Annotated in this window: 15 protein-coding genes; 8 read left to right on the top strand and 7 right to left on the bottom strand. The window is 47.0% G+C overall.

The window, feature by feature from the left end; genetic code table 11:
- Window positions 1–54: 54 nt before the first annotated feature.
- From recG to HYN46_RS12540, 6 genes are all read left to right on the top strand, one after another.
- Complete coding sequence (gene recG / locus HYN46_RS12565; protein ID WP_114900759.1) at window positions 55–2,121, top strand: ATP-dependent DNA helicase RecG; 2,067 nt, start codon at window positions 55–57, stop codon at window positions 2,119–2,121.
- Window positions 2,122–2,123: 2 nt separating this feature from the next.
- On the top strand, window positions 2,124–2,753 hold the full coding sequence (locus HYN46_RS12560; protein WP_114899697.1) for a ComF family protein: 630 nt from the start codon (window positions 2,124–2,126) through the stop codon (window positions 2,751–2,753).
- Between the two features lie 180 nt (window positions 2,754–2,933).
- Window positions 2,934–3,953 (top strand): CorA family divalent cation transporter, encoded by a 1,020-nt coding sequence (locus tag HYN46_RS12555; RefSeq protein WP_114900758.1) that lies wholly within the window; start codon window positions 2,934–2,936, stop codon window positions 3,951–3,953.
- 297 nt (window positions 3,954–4,250) lie between these two features.
- Window positions 4,251–5,027 (top strand): ABC transporter permease, encoded by a 777-nt coding sequence (locus HYN46_RS12550; RefSeq protein ID WP_114899696.1) that lies wholly within the window; start codon window positions 4,251–4,253, stop codon window positions 5,025–5,027.
- Window positions 5,028–5,031: 4 nt separating this feature from the next.
- Window positions 5,032–5,817: an ABC transporter ATP-binding protein gene (locus HYN46_RS12545; RefSeq protein WP_114899695.1), complete on the top strand. Its 786-nt coding sequence runs from the start codon at window positions 5,032–5,034 to the stop codon at window positions 5,815–5,817.
- Window positions 5,814–7,880, top strand: coding sequence for a glycosyltransferase family protein (locus tag HYN46_RS12540; protein ID WP_114899694.1), 2,067 nt, complete (start codon window positions 5,814–5,816; stop codon window positions 7,878–7,880). The genes HYN46_RS12545 and HYN46_RS12540 overlap by 4 nt, the downstream gene beginning before the upstream one ends.
- A 77-nt stretch (window positions 7,881–7,957) precedes the next feature.
- Here HYN46_RS12540 and HYN46_RS12535 read toward each other — a convergent pair whose 3' ends face one another.
- The 6 genes from HYN46_RS12535 to HYN46_RS17300 form a co-directional block, all read right to left on the bottom strand.
- The gene (locus tag HYN46_RS12535) at window positions 7,958–8,284 is read right to left on the bottom strand and encodes an STAS domain-containing protein (protein WP_114899693.1); all 327 of its coding nucleotides are present in this window, start codon (window positions 8,282–8,284) and stop codon (window positions 7,958–7,960) included.
- Window positions 8,285–8,293: 9 nt separating this feature from the next.
- Window positions 8,294–8,920 (bottom strand): MlaC/ttg2D family ABC transporter substrate-binding protein, encoded by a 627-nt coding sequence (locus HYN46_RS12530; protein ID WP_114899692.1) that lies wholly within the window; start codon window positions 8,918–8,920, stop codon window positions 8,294–8,296.
- A gap of 101 nt (window positions 8,921–9,021) precedes the next feature.
- Window positions 9,022–9,552 carry an outer membrane lipid asymmetry maintenance protein MlaD gene (mlaD, locus tag HYN46_RS12525; RefSeq protein ID WP_114899691.1) on the bottom strand — a complete coding sequence of 177 codons (531 nt, stop codon included), beginning with the start codon at window positions 9,550–9,552 and terminating at the stop codon, window positions 9,022–9,024.
- Window positions 9,549–10,328 carry a lipid asymmetry maintenance ABC transporter permease subunit MlaE gene (mlaE, locus tag HYN46_RS12520; RefSeq protein ID WP_114899690.1) on the bottom strand — a complete coding sequence of 260 codons (780 nt, stop codon included), beginning with the start codon at window positions 10,326–10,328 and terminating at the stop codon, window positions 9,549–9,551. Before mlaE ends, mlaD begins: the two co-directional genes overlap by 4 nt.
- Window positions 10,329–10,374: 46 nt before the next feature.
- Entirely contained in the window at window positions 10,375–11,241 is an 867-nt protein-coding gene (locus HYN46_RS12515) for an ABC transporter ATP-binding protein (RefSeq protein WP_114900757.1), read from the bottom strand.
- A 279-nt stretch (window positions 11,242–11,520) separates the two neighbouring features.
- Window positions 11,521–11,700, bottom strand: coding sequence for a hypothetical protein (locus HYN46_RS17300; RefSeq protein WP_162818190.1), 180 nt, complete (start codon window positions 11,698–11,700; stop codon window positions 11,521–11,523).
- A gap of 499 nt (window positions 11,701–12,199) precedes the next feature.
- On the opposite strand from HYN46_RS17300, the gene HYN46_RS12510 reads away from it, so the two are divergent.
- On the top strand, window positions 12,200–13,498 hold the full coding sequence (locus HYN46_RS12510; RefSeq protein WP_114900756.1) for a D-arabinono-1,4-lactone oxidase: 1,299 nt from the start codon (window positions 12,200–12,202) through the stop codon (window positions 13,496–13,498).
- 63 nt (window positions 13,499–13,561) lie between these two features.
- Window positions 13,562–14,716 (top strand): alanine racemase, encoded by a 1,155-nt coding sequence (locus HYN46_RS12505; RefSeq protein ID WP_114900755.1) that lies wholly within the window; start codon window positions 13,562–13,564, stop codon window positions 14,714–14,716.
- Between the two features lie 28 nt (window positions 14,717–14,744).
- Here the strand turns inward: HYN46_RS12505 and HYN46_RS12500 are convergent, their stop codons facing one another.
- A complete protein-coding gene (locus HYN46_RS12500; RefSeq protein WP_114899689.1) occupies window positions 14,745–15,404 on the bottom strand; it encodes a TetR/AcrR family transcriptional regulator in 660 nt (219 codons plus the stop codon).
- Window positions 15,405–15,671 lie beyond the last annotated feature (267 nt).

Here is a 15,671-nt window from a genome sequence, read left to right as displayed (position 1 = left end):
TATAGGCATAGCGCTGCATAAACTTTTTTCTCTGGTATGTTGTTGACCTCTTTTATGAATGATTCGATACGAACGCTGACTGGTGTAGGAGAGCAGCTTGCTCAGTTGCTGGCAAAGTTGAGTATTTATAAGGCCAGCGATTTGTTGTTTCATTTGCCGCGAGGTTATGAAGACCGCAGCCGTATCGTTCCGATTCCTGAACTTCGTCCTGGGCAAAGCGCATTAATCGAAGCGGTTGTGCAGTCAACGGAGCATCCCTCTACAAATTCACGTCATAGTGGACGGACATCACTGCTCGTGCATCTGAGCGATGGTAGCGGGCGTATCACCCTGCGTTTCTTTCAAATGTATCCCGGAATGAAAGATAAGTTCCAAACGGGTCGTACACTGCGCGCCTTTGGCGAGGTGCGCATGGGGGGACGTGGCCTTGAAATGTCGCATCCCGATATCCAGATGGTGAGTGCTGGGGCTGCGCTGCCACCTTCACGTCTGACCGCTATTTACCCGACCACCGAAGGTTTGAGTCAGGCGAAGTTACGCATGCTGGTCGATCAAGTCCTCAAGAAATTTCCTACCGATCTGCAAGAGTTACTACCGTCAACAGTACTGCCGCAACCCTATAGCTTGCGTCAGGCGCTGCGCGAGGTGCATCAGCCTGCCAGTGATGCTGATGTCAGCGCACTGTTATCTTATCGCCATCCTGCGCAGATTCGTTTGATCTTTGAAGAGTTGGTCGCGCATCAGGCGAGTTTGCTCAGTCGGCGTTATTACTTGCAATTAAAAAAGGCACCTGTGGTGCCGATGAGCCAGACTCTCGCTCCGCAATTATTGGCTCGTTTACCGTTTAAGCCGACACAGGCACAGCAGCGGGTTGGGCAGGAGATCGGGCGTGATCTACAGCAAGCGCATGCCATGTTGCGTTTGGTGCAGGGCGATGTGGGATCGGGAAAGACCTTGGTCGCGGCACTCGCCGCGTGTCACGTACTAGAGGCAGGATGGCAAGTCGCGCTCATGGCACCTACTGAGATCTTGGCAGAACAGCATTTCATCAATTTTAAAAACTGGTTTGAGCCGCTTGGGGTTCAAGTGGCATGGCTAGCGGGCAAGCAGAAGGGAAAGGCACGGGCTGCAGCTGAGTTATCGGTCAGTACTGGTGAAGCGGGGCTGGTGATCGGTACCCATGCGCTATTTCAAGACAGTGTGCAATTTGCCCATTTGGCGATGGTTATCATCGATGAACAGCATCGCTTTGGAGTGGATCAGCGACTGGCACTGCGGGAGAAGGGTATGGCGGGCATGAGTCCGCACCAACTGGTGATGACCGCAACCCCAATTCCTCGTACACTGACTATGAGTGTATATGGGGATTTGGATACATCGATCATCGATAAGCTCCCACCTGGGCGGACATCAATTACCACCGTGGCAGTACCCTTTGAACGTCGTGAAGAAGTCATTGCACGAGTATCCGCCAACTGTGCACAAGGCAAGCAAGCGTATTGGGTCTGTACCTTGGTTGAAGAGTCTGAGACTCTCGATGCGAAAGCGGCAGAAGATACCTATGCCGAATTGTCGAGCCGATTGCCGCATCTGCGTATTGGACTTGTGCATGGCCGGATGAAGTCCGAAGAAAAGCAGGCGGTCATGCAACAGTTCAAAGCCAATGAACTGCACTTGCTGATTGCAACGACCGTGATTGAGGTGGGGGTGGATGTACCCAATGCCTCACTCATGATCATTGAGAATGCCGAGCGCTTAGGTCTATCCCAATTGCATCAGTTACGCGGACGAGTGGGTCGCGGCGCCACGGCTAGTTTTTGCGTACTGATGTATAAAGCCCCCCTTTCTGACACGGGGGTGGAGCGTCTATCGACCTTACGCAATAGTACCGATGGTTTCGTGATAGCTGAGAAAGATTTAGAACTGCGCGGGCCGGGCGAGATTTTGGGTACGCGCCAAACAGGGCTATTAGGTTTTCGTTTGGTACAATTGCAGCGCGATGATTATCTATTGCCGCGGGCGCAACAGGTTGCCGCACAGATGCTTAAAGCACAACCTGAGGCCTGTGACGCGTTGATGAACCGCTGGCTACCGACCGCACCGCGCTATGCGCGTGTCTAGCCATGACTCATTCTGCTCTGGGATCTTTTCAGCTATGTCAGCCTTGCTTGCTCTGTCAGGTGAGTTCTGCCGCGTCTAAACAGCCCATCTGTGACGGTTGTCATCGGGATTTACCTTGGCGCAGAGACACGCGCTGGGTGCAAGATTTGGCGGTGCAGATTGCTTTTGACTATGCATGGCCGATGGATCGGTTGATTCATCTGTATAAGTATCAGGATCGTCTGGATCTCATGGCAGTATTGCAGTTTGGGCTGACCCAGTTACAACGACCGGATGTGGATGCGCTGCTTGCGGTTCCATTGTCTGATACGCGGTTGCGTGAGCGGGGTTTTAATCAAAGTCATGAACTGGCCAAGCGGCTGGCACAAACGTGGAAAATTCCGGTATGGGCGGGTATCACGCGTCTGGATGGCTTACGGCAAAAGGGACTTAGCCGCAGCGAACGCCTGCAAAATGTTGCCAACGTATTTGGCCTTGAGGGCAGAGGTGGTCAGCCATTGCCAGCACGCGTGGCCCTGATCGATGACGTATTGACGACGGGAAGTACGCTGCTTAGCCTCACACAATTTCTCAAACAGCATGGTGTGCAGCAGGTTGAAGCGATGGTGATCGCCAGCCGTCAAACAAAATAAGAAAACATGGCGAAAAAATACGCAGTTCTCTTCAGGTAAGCGCGAAAAGAGTGTGAAAATTTACGTTAAATACTGCCTTTTATCAGGCGCTATCATTAGAATAGACAACTTCATAGGGAGATGCTTGCCGAGCATTTAAAACAAGCCCATCAACTCCGCAAGATGGCGGGAGGAGACGCTATGCTGGAAGCCTTTCAAGCCACCGAGCAGGGCAGTCTACGAGAAGTCACGTTACGCGGTGGATTTGATCTCGCACCAGATCTGGTCTGGGTTGACCTGATTGCGCCTTCGCAAGAAGAGCAGCAATGGGTGACTGAAGCCTATGAACAGAATATTCCAACCTTAAAATCGCTTGAAGATATTTCGGCATCTGCACGCTACTATCGCGATGACGATGGCGTGTTGCACATCAGTACCTATTTCCTCAGTAAGAATAGAAATTCAACTGCCGATGGTGAGGGCGAGCTATCCAGTAATATCCTCGCCTCAGCCCATACCGTTGCGTTTATTCTGCACAAGGATCGCTTATTTACCCTGCGTGGTCACAAGCTGTTGTCGTTCAGAGCCTTTCGCGCCCGCGCACATCGCAACGACTATGACCTGAACTACAAAGACCCAGTATGGATTCTCTTGGGGCTGCTCGAAGCGAAGCTGGATGAATTGGCGGACATCTTAGAAGATGTGCACAAAGACCTGGAACAAGGCACCACCGAAGTCCTCAATAATCATCACCGTGAATATCATCTGGATCTGGATGACATGGTTACCCGTCTTGCGCAGCAGGATGACGTCCTTGGAAAAGCGCAACTTTGTCTGATCGACTTGCGCCGCGTGCTGAATTTCTTAAGTCGTCCACGTGCCTTAGGCAGTCATGAGTATGATGTGGATGTACGCGAGCTCAATGAAGATGTGCGCTCACTGGTTGAGCACAACGCCTTCTTATTTCAAAAGGTCCGCTTCTTACTCGACACCACATCCGGGTTTATTAACACTGAACAAAGTGACATCATCAAACGCTTCTCGGTGATTTCTAGTATGCTGGCGCCGCCCGTTTTGGTTACGGGGGTTTTTGGGATGAACGTCAACGGTTTGCCCTTTGTCAGCCCCAATAGTCACTATGGTTTTATCATTACCATGGGTATCGTACTATTATTCTTCCTCGTGCCACTGGTCTATTTCCGTAGACGTGGTTGGTTGTAACGCCTGAAAAAAGAGAATGCAGATGCATTCTCTTTTTTTTCTTTACCCATCATTGAAACTCATCGCAGCAAAGCGGTTAGTCGAAGGTAAAATAGGCAAGTCATTTTCTTAAATGATCTTCTAGATCGCACTCACACAAACGCCCACATCTCCTTTTTTACTTCATATTTGCCCCATATTTCCTCAAAGAATGCGGTTTAAGCTTGCCTATTAATTCATCTAAGTTTATGAAAATTTTATCTTTGATATGAATAAATAAACAAGTCTTTAAATCTGACTTCATGAGTAATCGAGTTGATGAAATGGTTCTTTGGTGGTCTTTATGATTACCGTGTGGTGTTGGTTCAATTGGTGCGCTTGCAACTGACATTGCGTTACCACCGAACCGCATTAGGCTTTCTGTGGACGCTGATCAATCCGCTGTTAAATATGGCGGTGTTGGCCATCGTTTTTTCTACGGTCATGCATATGCCGGTCAAGAATTTTGCCGTGTATTTGTTTGCTGGGGTGATTCCTTGGACCTTATTTTCCACCACCCTAAGTCAGTGTGCATGGGTGCTGATTGCTAAAGAAAGCATTATCAAAAAAATTTATCTGCCTAAGCAGTTGTTTGTGGCATCGACTGCAATCGGTCTACTCATCGACTCGTTGCTCAGCACGGTGTGTTTGTTTCTGATTGCTATGGCGCTTGGTGCGCCGATGACGCTGAGTTTGCTGTTTTTGCCCGTGTCGTTCTTGCTACTGGCCATCTTTAGTTTTGGGCTGGGATTGATGCTGTCGATTATCACGGTGTTTGTGCGGGATATGCAAAACATCATCACGGCGCTGCTGCAAGCCTTGTATTTTATGACGCCGATTATTTATCCGATTACGCAGATTCCTGAGCAATATCGTGTCTTTTTTCAACTCAATCCCATGTATTACTTTCTAGATGTGTTTAGGCAGCCGATTTCCAATGGCGTATTGCCGAGCTGGCATTCCATGGGGATGTGTAGCGTTCTTGCTCTGACTTCATTGCTTTTGGGGATTTGGATCTTCAAAGCCAACGATCGCAAAATCATTTTTAGGTTGTAGCGCCATGACCTCAGCAAGCACTTCTTCCAAAGCTATCCCTTCGCATATTCATGTGCAGGATGTATCGCTTAATTTCCAGCTCTTTCGGCAAAAGAGCACCTCAATGAAAGAGGTGTTCTCAAGTCTATTCAAAAAGAATAGCTATCAAAAGCTTACCGAGTTTCATGCCTTGGATCATTTGAGTGTCAAGATCGGTCATGGTGAGCGAGTCGGGATCGTTGGGCATAACGGCGCAGGCAAGAGCACGCTTTTGAAAACCCTTTGCCGCATCTATGAGCCCACCACAGGTCGCATTGATGTTCAAGGTAAAGTCGCGCCGCTGCTTGAAATTGGCGCTGGCTTTAGCCCCGAACTGAGCGGCCGCCAGAATATTTATCTGAATGGCGCCATACTGGGTTGCAGTATCAAGACTCTTAAAAGTGTCGAGCAGGACATCATCGATTTTGCGGAACTTGAGCCTTTTATCGATACGCCTGTGAAATATTATTCTACGGGCATGTATATGCGTTTGGCCTTTGCCATAGCCACCGCGATCAGGCCAGATATATTGATTTTGGATGAGTTGTTTGCTGGCGCTGATGACGACTTCATCCGTAAAGCCCGCATCCGCATGCAGTCGTTTATCGATAGTGCCAGTATCATGGTTTTTGTTTCGCATGATATGGCACTGCTCGCTGAGCTGTCCACACGAGTGATTTGGCTGGATCATGGTCGCTTGGTGGCGGATGGCGATCCGCAAACCATCATCGCCCAGTATCTGCAGCATGCCTTGGCGGAGTCAGAATCATGAGACTCTCCGCCAGCATTAATTTCTTCAACGGTGAGGAGCTGCTCTGGCATGCAGTGCTTCATATGCGTCCTTTGGTTGAGCATTTATCGATTGTTTACCAGTGCCAATCGAATTGGGGGCAGGGGATCTCAGCAAATGCAATGGCAGTACTTAACCGTCTGCAGCAGACGGGACTGGTTGATGATTTGGTTTGCTATGAGCCTGATCTGACTCTACGTGCTGCTGAAAATGAATTCCGTAAGCGTCGTATCGGTTTGGATGTGGCGATTGCCAAGCAGGCCAGTCACTTCCTGCTGATGGATGCGGATGAGTTCTATATGCCTGATCAGTTTCTGGCAGCCAAGCAGCAGATTGAAGATGAGGAAATCTGCTATAGCTGTGTGTCTTCTTATTTTTATCTCCATCAGCCGATCTATCGCTCTGCAACGCCGGACACGACTAATGTCTGCTTTATTGCCAAGATTGATGAGGGGCTGATCTTTGAGAGGCAATCTCGTTTTCCTGTAGAGCATGTCGATCCGACACGTCGATTAATCCATGCAACTGGGCGGTTTAAGCGTTTTGATACTGATCAAATCGCCATGCACCATATGAATTTTGTGCGCTCAAATTTTGTCTCCAAGCTGAGCAATACCAGCAGTGCAAGCAATCGAGCATTTATTGAATCAGCACGGATTGCACTACACCAGTGGTCATATCCAGCGCCGTTTAAATTTCCCAATAAGCCTAGCTATAACATCGTTTGTGTGGCAGATGCATTTGATCTCAAGGGCATCGGATTTAAGCCGAAAAGAGCGCTGATAGCCACCTCTAGGCTCTTTGATCTGGCGGGCTCCGAACTCTATGCATTGGAGTTGTATCAGGCTTTTTCACACATGGGCTTTAGCGTAGATCTCTATGCATTCAAATTTGGAGGTAAGCTACAGGCCTTGGCGCGGAGTCTGGATATCGATATCAAACTGCTGATGGATCTACCAGAGTCATCGACCTATGATTTGGTGTGGATTCAGCATTGGCCGACCTATGCTTACGTTTTTCAAGACAAACAGATTCATGCCGCACAAGCCTTTTATACCTCTCTAGGTCCTACCGAGTCCTTAGAGTGTCCGCCGATGAGTTTGTTGCCGGGTCATCAGTTATTGGTGAACTCGCAAGAGAATCAGGATTGGCTAGCGGAAAATGTGCCCGAGTATGTGCGTATGAGTCAGGTCTTTCCGAATGCCGCACCCGATGAGTTCTTAAACTTTGAAGCACCGGTCAGACTCGTGTCGACGAAAAAAAATATTGCCATCGTCACCAACCATTTATGCCCTGAGCTTGCGGAAGCCATGCAGATCTTACAAAAGCATCATGATATTGTGGTCGATCATATAGGATTACCTGACCATATGAAGCCAGTCACACCAGCATTACTGGCGAAGTATGATGCGATCGTGAGTATAGGTAAGACGGTTCAATATGCCTTGGTTCTTGGACTTCCGGTGTACTGTTATGATCATTTCGGCGGACCGGGTTGGTTATCCATGAACAATGTGGCGCAGGCCTTGTACTATAATTTTAGTGGGCGCCAATCCAGACAACGCACGGCACAGCAGATCGTGCATGAATTGTGTGAGATTCCCTGCATACCCCATCATCAGCACGCACTCAAACAGTGGTCGCGCAGTCATTTTTCTTTGACGGCAAACTTAAAATCGTTATTGCATGCTAGAAAAACTCAAACGCTTGATTATGAATCGAAAGGATTGTCATTCCAGTCCACGGCGAATCTACAAAAGCGTCTATTAAATGGTTATCTCAGTATGAATAAAGACTTATATATTGTGCATGGACTACATCGAATTGGGCGGTGTTTACCATTTAAAGTAAAAGAACAGATTAAGTTTATATTGCGATTTACGTACATGATGCTTTGTTTATTGCGACAGATACCTAATGATCTTAAAAGGAAAACAGGTCAATGGCATCGAGTTGCATCAAGTGCCATCAGAAAACCGTTCTCATTTGGTTTTGAGTTGTTTCATACATTCAGATTATGGACGCAGATCAATAAACGTGATTAGTCAAGAAACAACTATAGTGATCAAATTGCAAGAGGGGTGGGAGTGACTTTTTATAAATATTTGAGCGAAACACCCGCTTAGAGAATTTCCTGTAAGCGGGAGGTTTGAATGATCGATTGCATTTTTGCAGGGACATTGACCAAATGTAGACGCTGTCCCGCATTTAAGCGGCGGATCCACTGCACAATCACGGCCAGTAGTACCGTATGACTCTGACTGAGCCCTGCCAAATCAAAAGTAATCATCTCGGTTTTTAAACCTTTTAAAGCGCTGACGCCTTGTTCATAGATGCTATTGGCATTGCCGAAGTGGACTGAACCATCAATGATCAGTGTATCCCCTGCAAACGTGACGCTTGCAGGGGTACGATCAACCGATTCTGGTGCGATTTGAGTATTACTCAAGGTCTAAACTCACTGTCCAGACGCATTGGCGGAAGGGATAAAGTTCTTGATCGCCAGATCCAAGTTATTTTTATTGGTCTGTACTGCAGTCGCAAATTGATTGCGGAAGGTCAAGCCAATATCAATACCATTCAACTGTAAGTTACGCAGTTTCCATGAGTCTCCGCTTTGGATCAACTGATAAGCAACAGGAACGATGGTGCCAGTATCGGTTTTAAAGTCCATATTCACAACTGCTTTGCTCGGGTCTTTGCCTTCAACGAATGGGCGGATGGTGTAGCTTTCGTTGTCGTAAGACGCCAAACCTTTAGAATAGGTACGGATCAGACTTTGTTTAAAGGTTTGCGCAAAAGCAGTACGTTGTTGTGGCGTTGCTTGGCGATAAAATGGGCCCATGACACCACGTGAGAAACCATCAAAATCGATATAGGGCTCAATATTTTGCTGTACGATGTCGTTGAGAACCGCTGGGTTCTTCTTATACGAACCGCGTTCATTAACGAGCCGTGTGATCAGCGCATCGGAAATTCTTTTGACAAATACGGGCGCAGGTTCAACGGCTGCAAATGCAGTCGATATTGAGAACAAGCTGGACAGTGTCAGTGCAGTCACCGCTGGAAAAAGTATACGTTTCATTCAAAAAACTCCAAACATATTACGAATAAAATTGCAGATTGACCCTTTAGGAAGTTAGGACATGGCTCACGTCATGAGCACGTCAAGCCATAACCTCAATCTTAGAATGCATCGCTCGTGGCAGCTTTAGCAGTCGCAGCAGGTGCTGAAGCAGCGCCTGTTGCACCAGGTGTCGGCTCGGTTGCTTTACTGAATAAGAACTTACTGATTAAGTCCTCCAGAACCAGTGCACTTTGAGTTTGTTCGATTTCACTACCCTCTTTGAGCATCGTGTCATCGGCACCCACTGAAATTCCGATATATTGTCCACCAATCAAACCTTCAGTCAGAATACTGGCGGTGGAATCGGTGCTGATTTCTTTCATGCTGTTATTGATCTGCATGGTGACCACCGCATCTAATCGTTTTGGATCTAGAGCGATATTGGTCACACGTCCGATCACCACACCACTTAATGTTACTTTAGCACGCGGGGTAAGCCCACCTATGTTCTGAAAGTGTGCTGTTACTGTATAGCCACCTTTATCGATTTCACTCAGTAAACCACTGACGCGTAGCGCCAGAAAAAATATCGCGGCGATCGTTAAAATAATAAAAATCCCGACCCCAAACTCTGCACCACGAGTTCTCATGACAACCCTCCGAACATGACCGCAGTCAGAATAAAATCAAGACCTAAAACACACAATGATGAATACACAACGGTGTTTGTCGTTGCTGTAGAAATACCTTCCGATGTCGGTGTGGCAGCATAGCCTTGATAGACGGCTATCCACGTACATACGACACCAAAGACCACACTTTTAATGACGCCATTAATGACGTCATTGGTAAAATTAACATTGACTTGCATGCTGTTCCAGAACGACCCTTCGTCTACACCTAACCAGTCCACACCGACCAGTTTACCGCCCAAGATACCGACAGCAGAAAACACAATAGCCAGCATCGGCATGCTGATCAGCCCAGCCCAGAGGCGCGGTGCCACAATGCGCTTGAGCGGATCAACGCCAATCATTTCCATGCTGGCGAGCTGTTCCGTGGCTTTCATCAAACCAATTTCTGCGGTGAGTGCCGAACCTGCACGACCCGCAAACAACAATGCAGTGATCACGGGGCCCAGTTCACGGACTAAGGTCAGTGCAACCATGGTTCCAAGTGCTTGTGAGCTTCCGTATTTAGAAAGAATCGTAAAGCCTTGTAAACCTAGGACTAAACCAATAAATAAACCTGAAACTAAAATAATGAGGAGCGACATCACCCCGACACGGTACATTTGTTGCCCAAACAAGCCGATACCCGACCATTTTGGAATGCCAAATGCTGAACGTGCGAGCAATACACCAGCCGCGCCGATGCCAGTAATGCGATCGATGACATCACGACCCAGTAACTGTATCCATTTCATTGCTGATGCTCTCTCGTCGACGATAATGACAACATAATCCAAACCTTCATGCGTTGTCCTTGCCTTTATTAACAGATACAGCATCTTGCTGGATGTTGTTGCTGGTATTGCCTAAATAGGGGAGCTGGCTGTACTGGAATTTAACCGGACCGTCTGCTTCACCTTTTAAGAATTGCTGTACGAACGGTGAGTCGGATTGGCGAAGTTGTTCTGGTGTGCCTTCGCCCATGACTTTGCCATCGGCAACTACATAGACATAGTCAGAAATAGACAGGGTCTCAGTTACATCGTGGGAAACAATCACAGTGGTCAGACCCAACGCATCACGCAGTGAACGAATCAAGCGTACTAAAACACCCATCACAATCGGGTCTTGCCCCGCAAACGGTTCGTCATACATGATCAATTCGGGATCGAGCGCAATGGCGCGTGCCAGCGCCACACGGCGATTCATCCCGCCGGAGAGCTCCGCAGGCATCAAATCTTCAGTGCCGCGTAAACCCACAGCTTCTAACTTTAATCCGACTAATTCTCGGATCAGATTTTCAGAGAGATTTGTATGGGCTCGCAGTGGAAATGCAACGTTTTCAAAGACACTCATGTCGGTAAACAATGCGCCACTTTGAAACAGCATGCCCATGCGAGCACGTGCGGCAAACAGTTCGGTACGGTTCATCTCGGCAACACTGCGACCATTCAGTAGCAGTTGTCCTGAATCAGCGATCAGTTGTCCGCCAATAAGCTTAAGCAGAGTAGTTTTACCGGTTCCTGATGGCCCCATGATGCCAGTGACTTGACCGCGACGAATCACTAAATTCAGACGATCATAGATCACACGCTCGCCCCAACTGAAAGAAAGCGCTCGGGCTTCAACCAAGTTGGTTGCTGATGAGGGGAGAGTAGAGTTGGTCATCGACGGTGATGGTGCAGAAGGTGTCGTCATGCAGCAGAAGCCAAAATTATAAAATGCGTATTGTGCAATGTAGCACAAAATTGCTTACATTTGAGAGAGAGTTGCTTGTTCTGTATGTACAAGCTTTGTGTGAATTGTGGACTAAGATTCATATTTTGTTGGTAATTTCTCAAATGCATGTCGTGGGTTATTTAAGCCATTTGGTATAGTTCGATAATTTATCGTACTGATATTCATATTTCTAATATCGTTGCTGAATTCCCCATGCCATCAATCTTATTAAGAGTGACTTCGCTCTGGAAAGAGAGGTTTTTCCGAAACCAACTCTAATGTCACCGGAAAATCCTGATGAGTCACTGCAGTTATGGGTTGCAGTAGCGTCGGTTGGTTCTCTTGTAATAACTGGTAGCCCAAATACGCAGCATTAATTGCTACGAGGAATACAAAAATATAAGGCATGACATTGCTTTTCCGTGCATTGTTTAGATACAAACAATAACATAGTTTTTTTAATTTAAAAACAAATTGTATGACGGATTAAGCCGTAATTCTCTTCATTTTTAATCCATTAATTTATGGTTATCGATCAACACCACGTCATTATTTTTTTCTGACATGACTCGATTATCTTTTGCTGAATGTAAACCATACGAAAATTGATAAGAATAAGTGATGGCCATCCTTTTCTAAACCCAAGTGTGTATGTCTAAAGTGCAACTTGGTAGTCAGAAAGCTTGTCTGAAAGATTTTGTCGAGAATGCTTGCAGAGTGGTCACGACTATAATATAGTCATGACTATCGTTTTGTTGTAAGTTGTATAGAGAGCTAACTTAGAGCAGAGGCATTCCCTGTTGTTGTGACAACGAGGAGGCCTTGTCTTCATACGAAGTTGCGCTACTCTGTCATGATTTATAAGCAAAAGAACACATTTGATGCCCAAAATGGAATTGCCCGCGCCATGACAAACCGTACTCACACGCTAGCAAACACCGCTAATCACTGGAAGAATTGGTCAGGCTTACAACAATCCAATCCCCAGCACTATGCGATGCCGCATGATTTAGCAGCACTTAGCCAAGTTATTCGCCAATCAAGCAAATGTCGTGTCGTTGGGGCAGGGCATTCATTCACACCTTTAGTGTCTACTGACGATACGCTGATTTCTCTGGATGGATTATCAGGTCTAGTGCGTCATGACCAAAATCTCATGCAAAGTACGATTCATGCGGGAACACGGCTCAAAAATCTGGGACCGTTGTTGGCGGGAATTAATCAAGGGCTTGCCAACCAAGGGGATATTGATGAGCAAAGCCTTGCAGGAGCGGTTGCAACAGGCACACATGGTACAGGTCAAACCCTGACCTGTTTGTCAGGGTTGGTGGAAGGATTTCAATTGGTGTCTGCCGATGGGGAGTTACTGGAGTGTGACCGAACACAGAACAGTGAGATTTTCACAGCCGGGCGTGTTGCACTGGGTTGTTTTGGGGTGCTTAGTCAGATCACCATGCAGAACGTGCCTAGTTATCGTTTAAAAGAACAAGTCAAGCTGATGCCTCTACAAGACATTTTAGACAATATGGATCAATGGAAAACTGAGCATCGCCATATTGAATGTTTTGTCTTCGCCCATGGCTCTGCCGCCATGTTGAAAACTCTAGATCCCACCACTGATGAGATTCAAACGCTGCCTAAGGCGTGGCCCTCTGAAGATACATTATTAACCGCATGCTGCGAACTGACACGGACGTTACCAAGTCTTGGACACAGTATCCAGAAAATGCTGGGTGTGTTTATCAAACCCACCACACGTGTGGACTGGTCATCAAATATATTCCCAGCTGTCAGAGAAACGCGCTTCAATGAAATGGAATATCAAATTCCGGCGGCACAGGGTCTGGCATGTTTAACCGAAGTCGTCTCAATGCTCAAGAAGCACAAAGCGCCAGTATTTTTCCCGATCGAATATCGCTATGTCAAAGGTGATGACATTTGGCTGAGTCCTTTTTATCAGCAAGATTCAGCATCGATATCGATCCATCAATATCACAAGCAGGATTGCCGAGAAATTTTTAAGCTGATTGAGCCCATCTTTTGGAAATATCAAGGACGTCCGCATTGGGGCAAACTACATACCTTAGGTTGCCGCGAACTCAAACCACTATACCCGCGCTGGGATGATTTTATGGCGATCAGAGAGACGCTTGATCCGACCCGGAAGTGGTTGAATCCTCATTTGAGTCAGTTGTTTATTGAGTAATGGATGGAGCGTGGCTGACTTATAGTGTAGTTGGCTGATCAATACTGAAAAGGGATGTCGAGTATTATGTCTGACTATTTTAAGTGCTTGAATGCCGCGTTAAAGCGAGCCAATTTTGCACTGCCGACGCTGATCATCGATCAAGCGCGTCTTGATGCCAATCTGGCTCGAGTCCAGCGTATGTTGCCAGCGATGTTGCAATCCAGAATTGTTGTTAAATCACTGTGTGCAATGGAGTTATTACAATACATTTCGCAGGCATTAGACTGTCAGCGGTTTATGATTTTTCATCTGCCCCATATTCGCAAAGTCATTCATCTATTCCCAGAATCCGATATCCTGCTTGGCAAACCGATGCCCATCAAAGCCGTACAAGCATTCTATGCTCAGCATCAAGCTTTAGATACCGTACGCATTCAGTGGCTTGTCGATACTATGGAACGATTGCAGCAATATCTGGCGTTGGCTCAAGCACAAAATCTAAAGCTTGAGATCAATATCGAGATTGATGTCGGACTGCATCGGGGTGGTATTAAAGATATTGCACCATTTAAAGCGCTTTTGGCCTTGATTCAAGCACATCCTGAGCATCTAGCCTTGTCGGGTTTGATGGGGTATGACGCCCATGTTTCCAAGATTCCGTCTTTTATTCAATCCATTGCACAGGGCTATGCGGAGTCACAGCAGCACTATCAGCATTATATTGATGCGATACAGCAAGATTTTCCCAAGCTTTACCATCAGAATCTTTGTTTCAATGGCTCGGGTAGCCCAACCTTTAGTCTGCATACAGAACACAGTGTGTGTAACGATCTGTCCTTTGGCTCGATGTTGCTCAAGCCTAAAGACTTTGATATCCCAAGCCTCGATGGTTTCCAGTCTGCGCTGTGGATTGCCGCGCCAGTATTGAAGAAGCTGCCATCCACGCAAATTCCCGGGCTGACTTTACTGGACCGTTTACCTTCCTTTCAAGATGCTTTGTTTATCTATGGAGGGAAGTGGATGGCCGACTATGTTTATCCTCAAGGCGCACATGCCAATCGCTTGTTTGGACGCAGCAGTAATCAGGATTTGGTGAATGTCCCGAAATCTGCGCAAATTCAAGTCGACGATTTTGTTTTTCTACAACCCACGCAGAGTGAATCCATCATCAGTCAATTCGAGCAAGTGTGGCTTTATGATGGTATAGGTTTTACGCCATGGCATACTTTTATCTAAGTCATGACGTTGATTTAAAACAGCAACATTACTCAGCCGCACCAAGTCGGATGAAATAGGCCGCCAAAGCAGAGGCCACGATTGACATAACAGCTTTGGGCTCCAGTGCTGGATCATCGAACAGCATTTCCATCGGGGAGTAGGCCATCTCGATCGCAACTCTGCTGATCAATAGTAATTGGGCGGGGGCAATATGCGGCAATGCTTCACGCAAGAGTTCAACATTATAGGTTGATACTTCCAGATCTGAAGCTAAACGCACTTCTTGCAGCATCGGTACGGCACGCATGGCACGAATAATCCACATGCCTCCCGTCGTCTCACGGGTAATTTCATAAGTTTCGAGCTGCAATCCGAGTAGGGCGGCTTCTAAAGATTTGAGCCCACCAGTAAACACTTCTGGCGTCAGCCACTTCGGGATGATTGCATTTTGCCGCTCCATGAGTCGACGTGACAGTTCATGCAACAGCGCATATTTATTCGGGAAATAGCGATAAAGCGCTGGCGGCGTGAGTTCTGCCCGCTGGCAGACCAGATTGGTCGATAACCGTTCAAAGCCCACCTCAGCCAGTGTTTCTGCTGCTGCTTCTAGAATCCGTTCATAGGTCTGAGTCGCACGCGTTTGGGCGGGCTGCATCTTGGGTTCCAGTTCCAGCAATTCCGTTTTTTTTGGGCGAGAAGTGGCCATAAAAAATATTTCCAATGAGGCTTGCGTAATTGCATTGGCTATAATATAGTCATCACTATATTATAGTGATGACTATATTTGTGTGCAAGTGGTGAATGAGCAACAACAGAACAATATAGGTATTTGTCGTCGCTCCGACTTATCCCATTCTATGGCGGGTTTTCAAGATTACAACCCGAGATTGTGCAAGGACTTGCGTGCATTTTTATACAAAGAGCATGATCCGTCGCGGCAAATGAGATCAGTCGTGATGGTATGCAAAGGTTA

The sequence above is a fragment of the Aquirhabdus parva genome, assembly GCF_003351745.1.
GTDB lineage: Bacteria > Pseudomonadota > Gammaproteobacteria > Pseudomonadales > Moraxellaceae > Aquirhabdus > Aquirhabdus parva.
This window is presented reverse-complemented; position numbering and strand designations above follow the sequence as displayed.